This is a genomic window from Bacillus nitratireducens (assembly GCF_001884135.1).
Classification (GTDB): domain Bacteria; phylum Bacillota; class Bacilli; order Bacillales; family Bacillaceae_G; genus Bacillus_A; species Bacillus_A nitratireducens.
Genome location: NZ_MAOC01000026.1, coordinates 57,187 through 74,802, shown reverse-complemented (window position 1 = coordinate 74,802; position 17,616 = coordinate 57,187). Strand labels below are relative to the sequence as shown.

Below are 17,616 nucleotides of genomic sequence, written 5' to 3'. Positions count from 1 at the left end.
ACAAGAAACGACAAATTCATTTTAACTCTCAACTAGAAATTATACTTATCAATATTATCCTTCGTAAATACAACTCGTTCAGGTAATACGATAATACCATTTCCTTCTGCCTCATAGTCATACCCTTGAATAGAGTTTGGTTCTACTTTCACTTTTCCGATTCCTTTTACTTCAAAGCTATCCCCTACTTTTAACTTTTTCCCTTTTACAACAATTTCATTTGCGACATACGTTGCAAGTGCACCTTGTTGTTTAACATCCCATAAACCAAATTGCTCTACTGTTCCTCGTTTTACATAATCACGCATAACGTTCGGCGTTGAAAACCCAGTTACGACTACCTTTTTATCCATTTTTAAGTTCTCAGCCGCTTGCGCCATCGCTGGAAGTGCTGTTGCATCTGGACATATTACTGCGTTAATATCCGGATACGTTTTTAAAATACTCTCCCCTACTGATAAAGATTTTTGTGCATTATTTTCACCATATTGCGTCGTTACAATTTCCCAATTCGGATATTTCTCTTTAATAATTTCTTTCGCCTTCGTTACCCATTGATTTTGATCTGTTACAGTCGGACTTGAATAAAAGAATGCTACTTTTCCTTTATCCCCTATTTGCTTAGAAGTCATTTCAATTAATAAATTTGCAAGTTGGTCTGGCGTTCCTTGGCTTATATAAAAAGAACGGTCTTTCGGATTCACATCAGAATCCCATGTTAACACCGTCATCCCTTTTTTCTTAGCACGTTGCAGTGATTGCGAGAGACCATCAACTGACGTAGATGAAACCATAATCGCATCATAGTTTTGGTTAATAAAATTGTTTATATATTTTACTTGCCCTGATACGCTCGCCTCAGACGGTCCATCATACTTCACTTGTACACCTAACTTATCCCCCATCTCTTTTGCACCTTCACCGCCTGATGTGAAGAAGCCAACTCCTGTTAATTTCGGAATGAACGCAAATTTTACATCATCTGCTTTTTTCTTATCCGCTGTTTGACTAGAACAAGCGATTAAACCGATTAAACAAATACACATAATAATAACAATCCCCAGTTTTCTCTTCATGACATTTCCCCCTTATGCAAATTCCGTCTTTTCCCCGCTAAGAATTGATGTAATTTGAAATGTCTCATAATAACTGAAAGAATAAGGATAATACCAATTACTACATTGGATTGTTCATTCGTTAAGCCAGTCATTTGCAAACCGTACTGCATAAGTCCTATAAAAATACTCGCTAGTACTGTCCCAATAATACTCCCTTTTCCGCCCGTAATAAGTGTTCCACCTAAAACAACTGCCGTAATAACTGGCAAAATCGTTTCACTTCCAATATCAGCACGAGCAGAACCGAAATACGCTGTTAAGAAAGCTCCTCCTAATCCACCTCCTAACCCAGAAAGTACGTATGCAATAATCACTACTTTCTTCGTTCGAATCCCGGAGTATTTCGCCGTACTTTCATTTGCGCCAGTTAGTTTTGCGTGACGACCGTATGTTGTATGGTGAAACAATATCGTAAATACTATCGTTAAAATGACAAGGAGCCATAATAAATTAGGTATACCGATAAAACTACCATTTGCCAATTGCACATACGAATCTGGTAAACCACTAATTCCTTCATAGCCCGCTGCCCCCGAACCACCTGAAATAACAAGGGCGATTCCTGCATATAAAAACATCGTTCCAAGTGTAACGACAAGAGGTTCTACATCTGTCATTTTTATAATAAGTCCATTTAATCCGCCGGCTATACAACTTACTACGAGCGCAATGATAACTGCCAACAGTATCGGCATACCATTCATCCAAAGTACGCCGATAAGAATCGAAGTAAGCCCCATAATAGATCCTACTGATACATCAATTCCGCCAGTTACAATGACAAATGTCATCGGAATAGCCGCAATTGAAATAATGAGGAAATCGTTCATGCTAAAAAGGAGGTTACTAATGTTTAAGAAATCACTATTTATGATACTAAAGAAAATGAATTCTATGAGAAGCAATAAGAGAAGAACCCCTTCCCATCTATACAAACTACGTATTCCCCTCATAGATTCACCCTCCTTTCTTCTAATTGCTGGAGTTTCTTCCATTTTTTTAAGACGCTATCTAATATAATGATGAGTAAAAGTAAAAATCCTGAAATAGCACTATTCCAAAATGCAGGTATTTTTAAAAAGACAAGTGAGCTGCTTATAACTTCTAAAAAGAATGCACCTAATGCCGCTCCAAATATAGAACCTGTTCCTCCTTTTAAATGAATACCACCTAAAACAGCAGCGGCGATCACTTGCAATTCTATCCCTGTACCTGTTTGATTTGGAACGAACCCAATATTCATTACGAATATGCATCCAGCGATCCCAGCGCTTATGCCTGATATGATAAACGCGTATATTTTCACTTTATCTACATGTATTCCAATAAGCCTTGCACCATCTTCATTATCACCTACCGCATAAAAATATCTTCCAATTTGTACTTTCATTAAAAAGAAATATAGTAGCAGTAATATGATAAGAACGGTCCATACGGTTATCGGAATACCGAGCATCATAATAGAAGAAATCTGTTTATACTTATTCGGAATATCTTCAATCCACTTTCCGCCCGTAAATAGTAACATTGCACCTCTAATAATCCCGAGCATTCCTAATGTCATAATGATAGCTGGCACTCGAAATTTCGTAACGCCAATTCCGTTTACCATACCAATAAGAGCACCAAGTATAATTGCCGCAAATATTGAAATAAAGGCACTGTATCCATCTGTTAACAACATCCCACAAACCGCAGCGCTTAAGCCCATAATAGATCCTACTGATACATCAATATTTTTCGTAAATAATACGAAAGATTGACCAATTGCCAAAACAACTAAAATAACGCTTGATTTCAGCATTAAAGATAATGAGCTAAACTGAATAAAACTAGGATTCATTACTCCAACGAAGGCTATATAAAGAAGTAATAAAATAATAATAGACGTCTCATGCATCTTAAATACACGTTTCACTCCGTTACACCTCCCTTTCCTCCATATGCCAGGCGTGTAACTTCATCTATACTAATTTCCTTCTTTTCTAAATGAGATACAAATTCTCCGTTTCTCATGACATATACACGATTTGCTAATTGAACAATTTCTTCTACATCTGAAGAAATTAATATGATCGCCAGTCCTTTTCTCTTCAAACTTAATATAGTTTCGTATACTTCTAGTCTTGCTTTCGCATCAATACCGCGGGTCGGTTCATCAAGAATAATCACTTTCGGATTACACGCAAGATATTTCGCCAGTACAACCTTCTGTTGGTTTCCACCTGATAAAGACGTCATCTCTTCATTTATATGAGAGACAACAATTCGAAATTGTTTTATATACGATTCGGATAAAGCGCTTTCTTTTTTGTTATTTAAAAAGAAGCTACTCATACTGTTTAAAGATGCAGATGTTATATTTTCCTTAACAGACGCAATTGAAAATATGCCATTCCCTGCCCGGTCCTCCGGCACATACACCATCCCTTCTTTTATTCTCTTATGTACCGAATACTTCGTAATGGATTTCCCCTCTAATAAGACGGAACCTGATTTCAAAGGTATTAATCCAAATATTGATTCAGCTAATTCCGTCCTACCTGATCCGACGATACCTGCAATCCCAACAACTTCTCCAGCATGTACAGTTAATGATACATTTTGAAACGCGTAACTAGACGCATTCGTGACATCTAATATTTTTTCCGAAGGCTCTATTTCTTCATGCACACTTTCTTTCTTCTCCTCAAGTTTATATCCTTTCGGCAGTAATCCCTCCATTAGCATGTCGTATGTATAATTCGATACATTACCTTGACTTACAATTATTCCATCACGCAAAATCGCTACTTTATTCGCAATTTCAAAAATTTCTGGAAAACGATGCGTAATATATATCATGCCAATTCCTTTTTCTCTTAAACTTTTCATCAACACAAAAAGACTCTTAATTTCGTGAGTTGTTAATGTCGATGTTGGCTCATCTAAAATAAGAATCTCAGCTTCCCTTATTAATCCTCTCAATATTTCTACCAATTGTTGCTGGGCAATGGATAACGATAACCCTAGATCATGAAGTTGAATGTTCCACCCTAATTCTTCTAGCAACTTATTAATCTTATTTCGAAGCTCTTGCTTTTTCGCTTTCATTCCGATACAAATGTTCTCTTCAATTGTCATATGAGGAAATATGAGGGGCTCTTGTGGTATTAAATAAATGCCATGTTGATGCGCTTCTGCTGTGTTTGAAAACTGTTGTACTTCCCCTTTTACAAACAACTCACCTGAATCGTATGAATGCAAACCCGTTAATATTTTCATTAACGTTGATTTCCCGGCACCATTTCCACCGACTAAAGCGTATACGTCTCCACGCTCTAATTGTAAATTGACTTCTTTTAATACGAGTTGATCTGCAAATGATTTACTCATCTTTGTAACTTGTAATAAGGGCACGCTCTCCACATGATATTACCTGCCTTTATGCAGAACATTTTTTGAGAAAATGATTTTTTGTTCTACTTGTTTTGTAGCATTGTATATTCCTTTTTTCATATCTAGAACACTTTTTTCACTGGACTAACTATCGTTTCAACTGGAATAAACAAAATAACGAACACATATGTTTAAGCAGTGGTCAATTGTTGAAAGGGATGAAGAGAATGTCACAGCTGAACTTTGAAGAAAATTTGTTAACAAAAGTGGCATGGTATTACTATAAAGATCAACTAACGCAACAAGAAATAGCTTCACTTCTCCACATTTCAAGAAATAAAGTTGTTCGGTTGTTAGATAAAGCACGTGCGGAAGGTGTCGTCACATTTCACGTCAAAGGTACTGGTTTACACTGTTTAAGCATCGAACGTGACCTTATGAAAAAATTCCATCTAAAAGATGCTTTCGTTATTCCAACACCAACTGAAGATTATGCATCATCACTTGGAAAAGCCTCTGCACAATATTTAGAAACTCATCTGCAACAAGGAGGTTTACTCGGCATCGGCTGGGGCGAAACGATAAGTAAAATGCTAGAAAATATTCATTTTGAAACTTCTATGAATCTTTCAATCGTTACCCTTACAGGCGGTGTTAACCATTATATTCCGAGAAAACAAAACTACTTGAACTACATGCAAGGAGATCTTCACATCATTCCTACCCCTTTTCTAGCATCCACTAACGAAATGGCACAAAGTATTCTATCAGAGCCGAGTGTGAAAGATATGCTTCACGTTGCTTCACTTGCCCATACAGCAGTAGTTGGCATTGGCAGCCTCTCTCAAGACGCCACTATTGTGAAAGAAGAAAAATTAACGCTACATGAAATGACATATATACGTAGTCAGTACGGGGCCGGAGATATTTTAGGGCAATTTTATAATACTGCTGGAAAACAATTAGAACTTCCCCATCATAATCGTCTTATCGGCACACCACTCTCTGTTCTTAAAAATATGAAGCATGTCGTTGGTGTAGCTGGCGGCACGGAAAAGATAGATGCAATTTATGGTGCCTTAAAAGGAACATTCATTCATACATTAATTACCGATGAAGATACTGCCCTCTCCTTATTAAGAAAGGAAGGTGACTCTTAATGTCCTCTTTATTAGCTTACGATGCTGGTACAGGAAGTATTCGAGCAGTCCTTTTTGATTTACAAGGAAATCAGCTTGCTGTTAGTCAAAAAGAATGGATTCATAAATCAGATAGTCGTTATCCCGGTTCTATGAATTTTGATGTAAAAGAAAACTGGAAACTCGTTCAAGAGTGTACGAAGGATGTTCTGCAAAAAAGTAATACGTCCTCCTCTTCTATTAAAGGTATTAGTGCAACAAGCATGCGCGAAGGCTTTGTTTTATACGATAAAAACGGGCAAGAAATATGGGCTTGTGCAAATGTTGATGGCCGCGCATCAGCGGAAGTTAGTGAACTAAAACAAATTCGTTCCGAAATTGAAGAGGATTTATATAAAAAATCTGGTCAAACTTTTTCATTAGGTGCTTTACCTCGCTTACTTTGGATTAAAAAGCATGAACCAGACGTATACAGGAACATCCATTCTTTCACGATGTTAAACGATTGGATTTTATATAAATTGTGCGGCGTACTACAAATTGATCCTTCAAACGGATGTACGTCCGGTATATTCGATTTACAAAATAGAGTTTGGGATAAATCGGTTGCTGAGCAATGCGGTCTTACTCTAGCCTTTGCTCCAAAAGTAAATGAAGCTGGTACAGTTATCGGGAATATCACAAAACGAAGTGCTGAATTAACAGGATTACATGAAGGAATTCCTGTCGTTGCTGGCGGCGGAGATGCACAAATGGCATCACTTGGAACTGGAGTTGTAAAACCTGAACAAACATTTATATGCGGGGGCAGTTTTTGGCAACAAGAAGTAAATATAACAAAATCAGAAACTGATCCAAATGCGGCGATTCGTGTAAATTGCCACGTCATTCCTAACCTATGGCAATACGAAACAATCGCTTTCTTCCCTGGCCTTGTTATGAGATGGTTTCGAGATGCCTTTTGCCAAGAAGAAAAAAGACTCGCTGAAAAACTCGGTGTAGATGCATATGAATTATTAGAAGAACAAGCGAAAGAAGTTCCTGTAGGTTCACATGGCATCATTCCTACTTTTTCAAATGTAATGAATTATATTTCTTGGCGACATGCTGCACCATCCTTTTTAAATTTGAGCTTAGATGCTGATAAATGTGGGAAGAAAGAGATGTTTCGTGCAATTGAAGAGAATGCGGCCTTCGTTACACTTGGCAACTTGAAATTAATTGAAGCTCTCACTGGTAAATTCCCTTCTGAAGTAATCTTTGCTGGCGGTGCCGCTAAAGGAAAGCTTTGGCCGCAAATTCTTTCAGACGTTCTTGGAATCCCAGTCAAAGTACCAGTTGTTAAAGAAGCAGCTGCTTTAGGTACAGCAATTGCCGCTGGTGTTGGTGCAGGCATATATGAATCAATGCCAGAAACTGCCGAGCAATTTGTACAGTGGGAAAAAACATTTATGCCAAACGCTGAAAATCATGAGCTCTATAAAGGATTCTATGAAACATGGAAAACAGTGTATGCTAGCCAACTTTCTTTAGCCGATAAAGGTTTCACATCACATATGTGGATTGCCCCCGGTGCACTGTAACACATTACATAAAGGAGTGATTTCTATGCTAAAAGTGAATGAAGATGATTTCACATATCGCTTCGGTGATAACGGGCCGAAATATTTAATACAAGGTCCAAATATTGATCTTGGCCTTGTTGTTATTCAGCCTGGGCAAGAGTTTCAAAATCATTATCATACAACGTGCGAAGAAGTCTTTTATGCATTAGAAGGAGAAATAGACTTCTATGTAAATAATGAAAGAGTTCCAATCAAACAAGGTGACGTCTTGCAAGTTCGCCCTCATGAATCTCACTATCTTATTAACCATTCTGACAAACCTTTTAAAGCTGTTTTTATAAAATCACCACATTTACCAAATAAAGATACAGTACAAACTGAAAATCCAACATTAACGAAGGAGTGATTCCTAATGACTTGGGGATTTAAAAATCGATTAAACAAAATTTTACCTGATGGCAGAGCAGTTATGTTAGCGATAGATCACGGCTACTTTTTAGGACCAATTCATGGACTAGAACAACCGTTAGAAACAGTTAAAAACTTACTTCCTTATACAGACTCCCTCTTTTTAACACGAGGTGTACTCAGCTCCTGTATACCTGAAAACTGCAACACACCGATGGTTATGCGTGTATCCGGCGGGGCAACCGTCGTCGGTAAAGATTTAGCGAATGAAGCAATTGTTACACCTGTAAAAGAAGCAGTTAAACAAAACGCAATTGGCGTCGGCGTTTCTGTCTTTGTTGGATCAGACTATGAAACACAAACCGTTTCAAATCTCGCAAATGTAGTATCTGAAGCTCACGATTATGGCCTGCCAGTACTCGGTATTACCGCCGTTGCGAAAGAACTACAAAAACGTGAAGCTCGCTTTCTAGCGCTCGCCTCCCGCGTATGTGTTGAAATGGGAGCTGACATTATTAAAACGTACTACTGCGAAGGATTCGAAAAAATAACGAGCACTTGCCCTGCTCCAGTCGTAATCGCGGGCGGTCCGAAACTAGATTCAATCGAAGACGCATTAAACATTACTTACAACGCCCTCCAAGAAGGCGCAATCGGAGTAGACATGGGCCGAAACATATGGCAATCCGAACATCCAGCTGCGATGATTCAAGCAATTCATGGCATTGTAAAAAATAGATTGAATGTGAAAGAAGCGCTGGAACTTTATGATGATGTGAAAAATTAAGGTAAAAGACAGACTATTACACTTAAATATATACAAAATCTATATTTACTATAAGGAAAAGCCCATATGTTAGATTACTGAGTAACCTAACATATGGGCTTTCTTTTACATTTTTTATTGTTCCGAATTTGGTCAGATTTCTACAGATCGCGTACGTTCCAAACAATCTCACCGCGCTCACCCCACGTACTGTGATGCCGCTTAAATCCTATCTTTTCTAATACCCGGAAGGACGCAACATTCCAAGCGCCTACAGTCGACCAAAGTCTTTGGCGCCCCGTAGCAATCGCAGCCTCCAGCACAGCTGATGCTGCCTCTGTCGCATAACCCTTGCGATGAGCACTGCGGAACAACTCGTATGCAATCTCCGGCTCTTCAAGCGTTGAACGACCGATAATTAAGCCACAGTATCCGATGAAATCGCCTTCGTCTCGCCTACGGATAGTGAGAAGAGAAATACCATTTTCAGCTGCTTTCTTGCGCATCTCAATAAGATAGCTACGAACAGAGTCAATGGTTGGCATGTCCACACCACGTTCGCCAATTAATTTTCTCAGCCAGACTGCATCGGATTCCTCCCACATATTCAGGTCGAGTCGTTCCGTTTTCAGCTGGAATGCCATAGCTTTATATGAAGTTGTCATAGTGAGAACCTCCTACTTATATCACTGTACTACTCATAATAGTTTCGCACCTCATCACATCAAAAATAAGATTGATTCTCTAAATTTTCTAGCAACAGCACAAAAAAATTAGAGTTCTTTTATGCATAAGCAATTCCTCTAAAAAATAGACCTTTTTATACAACTTTATTTTAAACATACAATATTGGCTTTAAGATGAATACCCTCTAGTTTATTAACAGTTTGTTTTTCACTTATCATACAAATAAAATGATCAAGCCCCTTTCCAAACTGGATAGGGGCTATATTTACATCTTCAAACAACTACTCTTGATGAGCATCATTAAGCTTTGGAACTTTCTTACCATCTTTATAGTCAAGGCAAGACACTTCAATTAACAATCCATTAAACATTGTAAAATAAAAACCATAACTACTACCTCTCATTGCATACGGTTCCTTGTCTATTTCAATGCCACCAGCTACTAATCGATTATATGCTTGATCAACTTCACTTGAAGTTTCCACTAAAAAACCAATATGAAAAGCTTCCGGATACGTAACTTCCTTATTCCCCTTAAATGCTTTGGGATCGCTTAGCACAAGTATAAATCCACTCTCATCACTCATCACTACTAGTGCCTTTCCCTTTTGCTCCAAAAATTGAAAATCAAAAAATGTTTCAAAGAAATGTCTCGCTTCTGATAAATCATCAACACATAGATTCATATGATTTAACTTCATTTACTCATCTCCTTTTAAGCAGAGGGTAATATATACTCATATTGATAACACTTACATATGTAAAGAAAGATATACCGTCTAAGACTTTTTTATAGTCTTATGCTTTTTCCTATAGCTTAGAACGTTTTTCGAAAGGAATGCAATCATATGAACAATTCGACATGGAGTATCGATTTACCTATATAAGTTGACAAGTGTTATAGCCAAATTATTTAGTCTACAAATTAAGTAAAATCCACTCAATCAAGGAAATTGCTGAAGAGATCCGCTCTGTCGTATCTCCTAAAAACACTTTATTAAGTAAATCATCAAAATTAGTCGGTTTAATAGATAATGCTTGAATATACCTTAAAGCAGATCCAGCTGGAGGTGTTGGTCTGTTATTAATAGCCCATATTCCCTCTAGCAATGTCCACATTGATGTGTGAACTATGTATGAAGCTTTTAACTCATCTTTTGCTTTTAAAGCAGCCTGAATTTTAATAAGCGAACTATGTAACCAATGAGAAATGCCTTTTACTTTATCACTAGAAACAGAATAGTTTTCATATTTATGTTGAGCTATTTCCTTTAACCTTTTCAACTCACCGTTACGATCAAATAAAATTTCTCCTTCTAGAAAAGAGTATAATTCCATTGGATTATTTTTAAAGTTTAATTGAATTCTTTTAAAATCTGCATACTTATATTCAATTAAAATACCTTCTCTCTTTTCAGAATGAAAATCTTTCTTTTGTCCATTCCCTAAAAGAACGTATAAATCTAAATCGGATTCGGGGTATGCGTCACCTCTTGCGATAGATCCGATGAGCATTAATCCACTCTCATCTTTCCTATCTATATGCTCATTTAGAATTTTATGTACTAACTCTTTATGGTTTTCATATGTAATAAATGAAAGATTTTCTATCATTTTTACCCTCCAAGTTATTGAGCACGTAATATAATTCCTATAAGAATATATCGATATTTCTCAGTTTCTAAAATACGCAAACACCTTTTAAACGATATTGAATTATATTTTTTCTCATACATTACCATTATAAACACTGCTAATTTTTACATACTTGCGAAATGCTTAGTCGCATTGCTTTCTATTAATTCTTTGTGCAATTGGGTGATCATCTTTTAGTTGCAACAGGTCCCATAAATTCCCGTATAAATCCTTAAATACTGCCACAATTCCATATGATTGCTCTTTCGGTTCTCTCACAAATTCTATTCCTCTTGAAATCATTTCATTATAATCTCTCCAAAAATCGTCAGTATTTAAGAAAAGAAATACTCTACCACCTGATTGATTACCAATAAAGGGCTCTTGCTCTGGTTTAGATGCCCTAGCTAATAATATTGTGGTGCCGACTGAACCTGGAGGAGATACCACTACCCAACGTTTGTTTTCTTCTGGCTGATAAATATCTTCAACTAATGTGAAATTTAGTTTCTTTGTATAATATTCTATTGCCTCATCATAGTCTTTTACTACTAATGCAATATGAACTATCGATTGAACCATTATTGTCCCTCCTAATCTTACTCACTGATCGAGTTTATATTATAACATTTCTAGTTTTAACCTGTCCGTTAATTCTCCTTACATCACATGCGAATCATTCTCTTTATTCAATATAAATAACCATCTATCAGTAAGCAGATAGATGGTTATTTATTCGAAAGAATATAATTAAACAAATGTATTTTTACGACTGTTGATAAGCCGATTTCGATGATTTCACATAATAAACCCCGTGCTCAACCTTAATGATATGATCTGGTTTTGGCTTACCGCGGCCCGCTCTATGTCCAGCTAAGTGCTCTTCACTCGTTTCCCAGTTTTTCCATGCTTCTTCCGATTCCCAGCGAATCATAACTACAACTTCTTCGTCTCCGCGTCTTACTTTTTTCACAAGAACACTTAAGTCGATGAATCCTTCAAATTTTTCAATAATTCCTTCTCCAGTGAAGCGTTCCACAACTATATTTGATGTACCTTCTTTTACTGTAAATGTCTTCGTTTCGATAAACATATATTCCACTCCCTCTTTGTAATACCAATACTAGTATTCTCCTATTATAATTGATTATGATAATTATTTTCAATTAAAAAGTTTCAAATTTTTAGAATTATGCAGACTTCTCCTCAATCGACTCATCTAAAAATTTAAAATACGGTAGCAATATCCCTATTAAAGAAGTGACACATATAATCGTACCGATGATAAAGTATAGTGCTCTCACTCCCCACATTTCACTCAGTATGCCTCCTAATAACACACCTAATGGCATAGCTGATCGTATGAAAAAGAGTCGCACTGAAAATACTTTTCCTATCATATTATTTGGGACAGTTTGTTGGCATATTGTTGTGTTATGAACATTGAAAAATGCAATACATATACCGGCAATTACTTCGATTACAATCGCAATAATAATACTATTATTTAAACCTAGTGAAATGTAAGTAAGTCCCCCTACGAATAATCCTCCAAGCATAAGTAGTCGACGACTTCTATTCTTCACTTTCCCAACTAACATGGAGCCAACTACATAGCCAAGCGGGAACCCTGCCATAAAATAGCCATACTCCGCATATCCCGCTGACAGCTCGTCTTTTATATACGGAAGGTTTGTGACCATCGTTACCCCTACTCCAAATTGAACGAAAGTAAGAAATACCCCGAGCCAAACGATGACTGGTTTTGTGAAAAAGTATGTAAACCCGTGAAGAAACTGTTCTAGCCACGTTTTCCGAATAGGTTGTGTTGTTCTTTTTTCTTTTATATTAAGTAATAATGCACCGCTAATAAATAGACAAATACATACGAAAGATAATGTAAGTTCTGTTCCAATAAAATGAATGACTACTCCACCTAATACGGGCCCCAGAAACATCATAAGACGAGTCATTCCATCAATATATCCATTTGCTTCTTGTAGGTTCTCTTTACTTACAATACTTGGTGTAATCGCCTGACTTGCAGGTGTATACAGCGGCGTAATAAGCCCGATTATAATTTGTACGACATACACATGCCAAACTTCTATACTACTAGTAACTAACATGACTAACGGCAATAAGAAAACCACAGCTCGCATCCATTGCGAAAAAATCATAATCCACTTTCTGCTCCATTTATCAATATATGGCCCGCTTATAAGTTGCAATATGAGAGACGGGATAAAATATAGTAACCACATGCTACTTAATGCTGTTTTTGATCCTGTTAATTCATAAACAAGAATTGAATTACATAACGTCCCGAAAGCCCCACCTAATTCTGAAATTGCACTGCCAATCCACATAAAAAAGAACGAACGATTTTTCAATACACTATTCACTATAGCTCACCAACTTTTCTATTAAATTCCTCCCTTTATGTACATTCTCGTTGTATACTATCTATTCAAAAATGCATCTAATTCTTTCGCTAAAGACTGCAATGCTTTCTTTCTTAACACATATTTCCCATCATGAATATCAACTAACTTTGCTGAACGTAAAAGTTTCAAATGATGATGTACTGTCGATTTTCCTAGTTGTAATCTTTCCGTTATTTCTTGCAGTGTACGCTCTTGTTCAAATAATAGTTTTACAATACGCAATCTCGCCTCGTCCCCAAGCGCCTTATGTTTATGTACTAAAAAATAGCTCGGCTCATATGGATCTTCCGGATGAATACTTTCATTTGCGACCGGATAATGAAATACTTTCGTGTCTTCAATATCTGCTTCTATGTTCCACGGTCTGTATGTGATTTGCGGGATAAGAAGTACATGATGCACACTTGGTTCTGGCATGTATATAACTCCACCTGTTGCCCACTCGACAAACTCTTCCGGTTTCATCTTTTTATTCATTTCATTTTTCGCTTCATAATCTCGCTCTAGTATAGAAAGTAGTTCCTCTTCCTCTTTCTTAATAACACTCTCATACCATCCTGTCATAACAGCGATTAAATGCGCTTTTAATACTTGCATATCTGTATTACATATAAACTCAATATACGCAGAGAAAAACTGATGTTCCTGTGTTAATTCCATTAGTTCTTGTGCTACTGAAACTTCTCCGCTAGCTGCTAAATGTCTTTTTTCTTGATGGATTTCTCCTAAAAACGGTAAGCACACATATTTAAAATCTACTTCCGATAGCGAATTGATATTATGAACAAACTGAGATAAATCCGTAAAATCTCCATCATACAGTAACTGTAGCAACGCTTTCCACGTATTGTGCTTCTCGACAAATTGCAAATGCTCTATCATTTCATGAGATAAAGATTTTCTAATTTCTTCCCATTCGCTTTGAGGCTTTTCAAGCGTGTCGATTAACCTTTTATGAGTAATTGCTGCAATGCCAAGTACACATTCGAAAAGTATCGAATACTTCATTTGAACGTTATACGTTTCCCTTTTTCTACTCGTTACGTGAAAGACTTCCATTTAATCCCCTCCTTATTTGCTAAGTAATAAATTCTATATTTATCGAATTATACCTTCTATTTTTTTAGAATTTTGAAACATTCCGAAATTTATTTCACTACAATTTTTTAAATTTAAGCTGCAGTTGCTTTTCATGTTCAACTATGAGGCAGGTTTCTTGAAGAGAAAGGAGAATTTATTGCAGTAAGAAAAATGAGTTAGAAAGCATAAGTTTATTTCTGCAATTGCTACAACGGCGTCATATTATTCTTTTAGAAACGTACCTAATTTCTCTAACACTTATTGTTGGTCTATCTCATAGTTAAGGAGGCTATATGGATGGGTAAAAAAGAAATATTGCAAAATGGAGTCAAACAAGTTTTTTACGATGAAGAATGGTACCCACCGATATCAGAAGCGTTAAAGAATCTTACCGCTGCACAAGCATGTTGGCAACCAGAAGGAAAGGCCAGTAATACGATTTGGGAAAATGCAAACCATTTACTAACCTTTAAAGAGCGCTTACTTTCTCGCTTACATCAAGATGACACATTTGTTGCTCCACAAAATAATGATGACACGTTTGTCCAAGGTGGACCTAATGATGAGGATGCTTGGCAGCAAACAGTGAAGCGAACGCTTCAAGTACATGCTGCCTTACAATCTTCATTAACATCCCTTCAAGAAGCAGAACTGGATCAACCAAGTCCTTCTCTACCTGTTTGGCAACAATATATGAATATCCTTTTGCACGATGCTTATCATACAGGACAAATTATACAACTTCGTAAACTCCAAGGTTCATGGCCAGCTCATCGTTCATATTTATAAGTGATGATTAAAGATGATAGACAAGCGAATGCTTCTATATTTAGCAGCATAAGTACAAAAAAAAGAAAATGAGATTCTAACTCTCATTTTCTTTTTTTGTTGGAGAAACGTCCTACATAAAACTTAAATCAGTGGGATTTTGTCCATCCCCCACTGATTATTAACCCAAACCAATCGGGCATTTCCGGGCCATTAATATGTGATAAAAAGTTCATTCATACTTATCAATTCATCTGCGCATCGTTCAAAGTCCCAATAATTTTACTCAACATTTCTTCTGTAAAAGCACCTGCGCTAAAGTTTACTAATGCTCGTAATGGCATATAGTTCAGCATAGCATCCATCATTTCAGAGACATCACTATCCCCTTCAGCCATACTACCAAACGGGCTATCTTTTAATGCTTTTTCCATAAGCCCTTTTGCAATTGGTGCTAAAATTGGGTCTGCAAATATGTCTCCTAGCAAAGTATTACGATGCACTGTTTTTTGAATTATAGTCGTTGATTGAACATACATGTTATCTTGTAAAACGATCTCTCTTGAAGACTTACCTACTAAAATCTCAAATTCACCTGTTTCAACATGCCAGTCCTTCAATTCAACATTATAATAAGCAAATGATCTTTTATTTAAAGTAAAGTTAACCGTTTTTTCTTCTCCCGGCTGCAATTCTACTTTTTCAAATCCTTTTAATTCTTTTTCAGGACGAATCATAGTACTTTCAACATCTTTTATATAGAGTTGAACAATTTCTTTCCCTACCGTACTACCAATATTTTTCACGTTTACAGTTACAGAAACTGTCTCCGTATCCTTTATTTCTTTCTTATCTACTGAAAGATTACTATACTCAAAGTTTGTATAGCTTAACCCAAAACCAAATGGGAACAATGGTTCAACATTTTTTTTATCGTAATAACGGTATCCGACGAAGACACCTTCTTTGTATTCTACTTTGTCACCTTCACCAGGGAAGTTTAAGTAAGAAGGATTATCGCTTAAAACTTTCGGGAATGTTTCTGCTAATTTCCCGCTTGGATTCGCATCACCAAATAATAAATCAGCAATTGCTCCGCCTAATGCTTGTCCACCTAAATAGCCTTCAAGTATTCCTTTTACTTTACCTATCCATGGCATTTCAATTGGAGCACCATTACTTAAAACTACAACGATATTACTTTGAACTTCAGCAATAGCCTCAATTAATTGCACGTGATTTTCTGGCATCTGTAAATGCTTTCGATCAAAACCTTCTGACTCATAACGATCTGGAAGTCCAACAAAAAGGACCACTGTATCTGCGCTTTCTGCAATCTTTTTTGCTTCATTAATCATGTTTTCATCTACATCATCGCTTGCAAGATTATAGCCTTGTTCAAATAATATGTTTGTTTTTTCACCTGATACCATTTCGATTTCTTCGAGAATACTTTCAAGCTTTGTTGGATTAATATGAGAGCTTCCGCCGCCTTGATAACGTGGTTGCTTTGCAAATTCTCCAATTATCGCTACTGTCCCCTCTTTTTTCAGCGGAAGGATGGAATCTTCATTTTTTAACATAACCATACTTTCACTAGCAACTTCTCTAGCAAGCTGATGATGTGCGTCCTTACTATACACAGCGTTTTCTAATTGGTTATCCACTGCTTTAAAAATAATGTTAAGAAGACGCTCTACAGTTTGATCAAGCTTTTCTACAGATAGCTCACCACCATTAACTGCATCAACAATCTTCTTCTCACCAATTCCAAAGCTTGAAGGCATTTCTAACTCCAAGCCATTCGCTAAACTTGCAACACGCTCATTTACTGCACCCCAATCAGAAACGACAAAACCTTCAAATCCCCATTCATCTTTTAAAATATCATTTAATAAATAGTTATTTTCCGAAGCATATTCACCATTTATCTTGTTGTAAGCACTCATCACTGTCCAAGGCTGTGCTTCCTTAATGACATCCTCAAAGCTAGCAAGATAGATTTCACGCAAAGTTCTTTCATCAACAATTGCATCTACAGACATTCTGCGGTGCTCCTGATTATTAGCAGCGAAATGTTTTAATGACGTTCCAATCCCTTGACTTTGTACGCCTTTCACATGGTTTGCAGCCATTTGAGATGATAAATACGGGTCCTCTGAAAAGTACTCAAAGTTTCTTCCGCATAGCGGCGAACGTTTTATGTTTGCACCTGGTCCAAGGAGAACACCTACATTTTCAGCCTGACATTCTTCTCCTAATGCAACTCCTACTTGATTTATTAAGTCTTTATTCCATGTACTTGCTAACCCTACTGCTGATGGGAAACAAGTCGATGGAATACTGTTATAAATCCCTAAGTGATCTGCTCCCTCTGCTTGTTTTCTAAGCCCATGTGGTCCATCAGTTACCATAATAGAAGGAATTCCTAATCGCTCAATCCCTTTTGTATTCCAAAAGTCTAATCCAGAACATAGACTTGCCTTTTCTTCTAACGTCATTTGTGAAATGATTTTCTTAATATCTCTTTTCATGATAGCCCTCCTAAAAAACAATTAAGTAAACGCTTTCTTAATGTCATTATAGTTATTATTTTTTAGATATTATGGTATATTCTTTAGAATA

The 17,616-nt window shown here is 36.7% G+C and carries 17 protein-coding genes; 5 read left to right on the top strand and 12 right to left on the bottom strand.

Going from position 1 to position 17,616, the window contains the following annotated elements; all coding sequences use genetic code 11:
• Positions 1-32: 32 nt before the first annotated feature.
• From lsrB to BAU23_RS10070, 4 genes are read right to left on the bottom strand one after another with little or no spacing between them, the layout of a single operon-like run.
• Complete coding sequence (lsrB, locus tag BAU23_RS10085) at positions 33-1,076, bottom strand: autoinducer 2 ABC transporter substrate-binding protein LsrB (RefSeq protein WP_000823642.1); 1,044 nt, start codon at positions 1,074-1,076, stop codon at positions 33-35.
• Entirely contained in the window at positions 1,073-2,071 is a 999-nt protein-coding gene (locus BAU23_RS10080; RefSeq protein WP_001214097.1) for an ABC transporter permease, read from the bottom strand. Before BAU23_RS10080 ends, lsrB begins: the two co-directional genes overlap by 4 nt.
• The gene (locus BAU23_RS10075; protein WP_000832012.1) at positions 2,068-3,036 is read right to left on the bottom strand and encodes an ABC transporter permease subunit; all 969 of its coding nucleotides are present in this window, start codon (positions 3,034-3,036) and stop codon (positions 2,068-2,070) included. The genes BAU23_RS10080 and BAU23_RS10075 overlap by 4 nt, the downstream gene beginning before the upstream one ends.
• Complete coding sequence (locus BAU23_RS10070; RefSeq protein ID WP_000446739.1) at positions 3,033-4,526, bottom strand: sugar ABC transporter ATP-binding protein; 1,494 nt, start codon at positions 4,524-4,526, stop codon at positions 3,033-3,035. Before BAU23_RS10070 ends, BAU23_RS10075 begins: the two co-directional genes overlap by 4 nt.
• A 197-nt stretch (positions 4,527-4,723) precedes the next feature.
• Here BAU23_RS10070 and BAU23_RS10065 point away from each other — a divergent pair, with 197 nt between their 5' ends.
• The 4 genes from BAU23_RS10065 to lsrF are packed head-to-tail and all read left to right on the top strand — an operon-like array spanning position 4,724 to position 8,395.
• Positions 4,724-5,656: a sugar-binding transcriptional regulator gene (locus BAU23_RS10065; RefSeq protein ID WP_000080657.1), complete on the top strand. Its 933-nt coding sequence runs from the start codon at positions 4,724-4,726 to the stop codon at positions 5,654-5,656.
• Complete coding sequence (gene lsrK, locus BAU23_RS10060) at positions 5,656-7,218, top strand: autoinducer-2 kinase (RefSeq protein ID WP_000096586.1); 1,563 nt, start codon at positions 5,656-5,658, stop codon at positions 7,216-7,218. Before BAU23_RS10065 ends, lsrK begins: the two co-directional genes overlap by 1 nt.
• A gap of 25 nt (positions 7,219-7,243) precedes the next feature.
• On the top strand, positions 7,244-7,606 hold the full coding sequence (locus BAU23_RS10055) for a cupin domain-containing protein (RefSeq protein WP_000921867.1): 363 nt from the start codon (positions 7,244-7,246) through the stop codon (positions 7,604-7,606).
• A 6-nt stretch (positions 7,607-7,612) separates the two neighbouring features.
• Positions 7,613-8,395, top strand: coding sequence for a 3-hydroxy-5-phosphonooxypentane-2,4-dione thiolase (gene lsrF, locus BAU23_RS10050; RefSeq protein WP_000219755.1), 783 nt, complete (start codon positions 7,613-7,615; stop codon positions 8,393-8,395).
• Between the two features lie 140 nt (positions 8,396-8,535).
• Here the strand turns inward: lsrF and BAU23_RS10045 are convergent, their stop codons facing one another.
• From BAU23_RS10045 to BAU23_RS10015, 7 genes are all read right to left on the bottom strand, one after another.
• Entirely contained in the window at positions 8,536-9,039 is a 504-nt protein-coding gene (locus BAU23_RS10045; RefSeq protein WP_000213828.1) for a GNAT family N-acetyltransferase, read from the bottom strand.
• A 303-nt stretch (positions 9,040-9,342) separates the two neighbouring features.
• Complete coding sequence (locus BAU23_RS10040; protein WP_000773093.1) at positions 9,343-9,762, bottom strand: VOC family protein; 420 nt, start codon at positions 9,760-9,762, stop codon at positions 9,343-9,345.
• A gap of 217 nt (positions 9,763-9,979) precedes the next feature.
• Positions 9,980-10,675 carry a nucleotidyltransferase domain-containing protein gene (locus BAU23_RS10035; RefSeq protein ID WP_000572076.1) on the bottom strand — a complete coding sequence of 232 codons (696 nt, stop codon included), beginning with the start codon at positions 10,673-10,675 and terminating at the stop codon, positions 9,980-9,982.
• Positions 10,676-10,840: 165 nt separating this feature from the next.
• Entirely contained in the window at positions 10,841-11,278 is a 438-nt protein-coding gene (locus BAU23_RS10030) for a VOC family protein (RefSeq protein ID WP_071734318.1), read from the bottom strand.
• A gap of 184 nt (positions 11,279-11,462) precedes the next feature.
• Positions 11,463-11,789: a heme-degrading monooxygenase HmoA gene (gene hmoA, locus BAU23_RS10025; protein ID WP_000469495.1), complete on the bottom strand. Its 327-nt coding sequence runs from the start codon at positions 11,787-11,789 to the stop codon at positions 11,463-11,465.
• Between the two features lie 97 nt (positions 11,790-11,886).
• Positions 11,887-13,101, bottom strand: a complete 1,215-nt coding sequence (locus BAU23_RS10020) for an MFS transporter (protein WP_001089635.1) — start codon at positions 13,099-13,101, stop codon at positions 11,887-11,889.
• 57 nt (positions 13,102-13,158) lie between these two features.
• Positions 13,159-14,202, bottom strand: coding sequence for an ArsR/SmtB family transcription factor (locus BAU23_RS10015; protein ID WP_000451636.1), 1,044 nt, complete (start codon positions 14,200-14,202; stop codon positions 13,159-13,161).
• 318 nt (positions 14,203-14,520) lie between these two features.
• Here BAU23_RS10015 and BAU23_RS10010 point away from each other — a divergent pair, with 318 nt between their 5' ends.
• Entirely contained in the window at positions 14,521-15,012 is a 492-nt protein-coding gene (locus tag BAU23_RS10010) for a DinB family protein (protein ID WP_000516600.1), read from the top strand.
• Positions 15,013-15,236: 224 nt separating this feature from the next.
• Here BAU23_RS10010 and BAU23_RS10005 read toward each other — a convergent pair whose 3' ends face one another.
• Positions 15,237-17,525 carry a glycoside hydrolase family 3 C-terminal domain-containing protein gene (locus BAU23_RS10005; protein WP_071734316.1) on the bottom strand — a complete coding sequence of 763 codons (2,289 nt, stop codon included), beginning with the start codon at positions 17,523-17,525 and terminating at the stop codon, positions 15,237-15,239.
• Positions 17,526-17,616 lie beyond the last annotated feature (91 nt).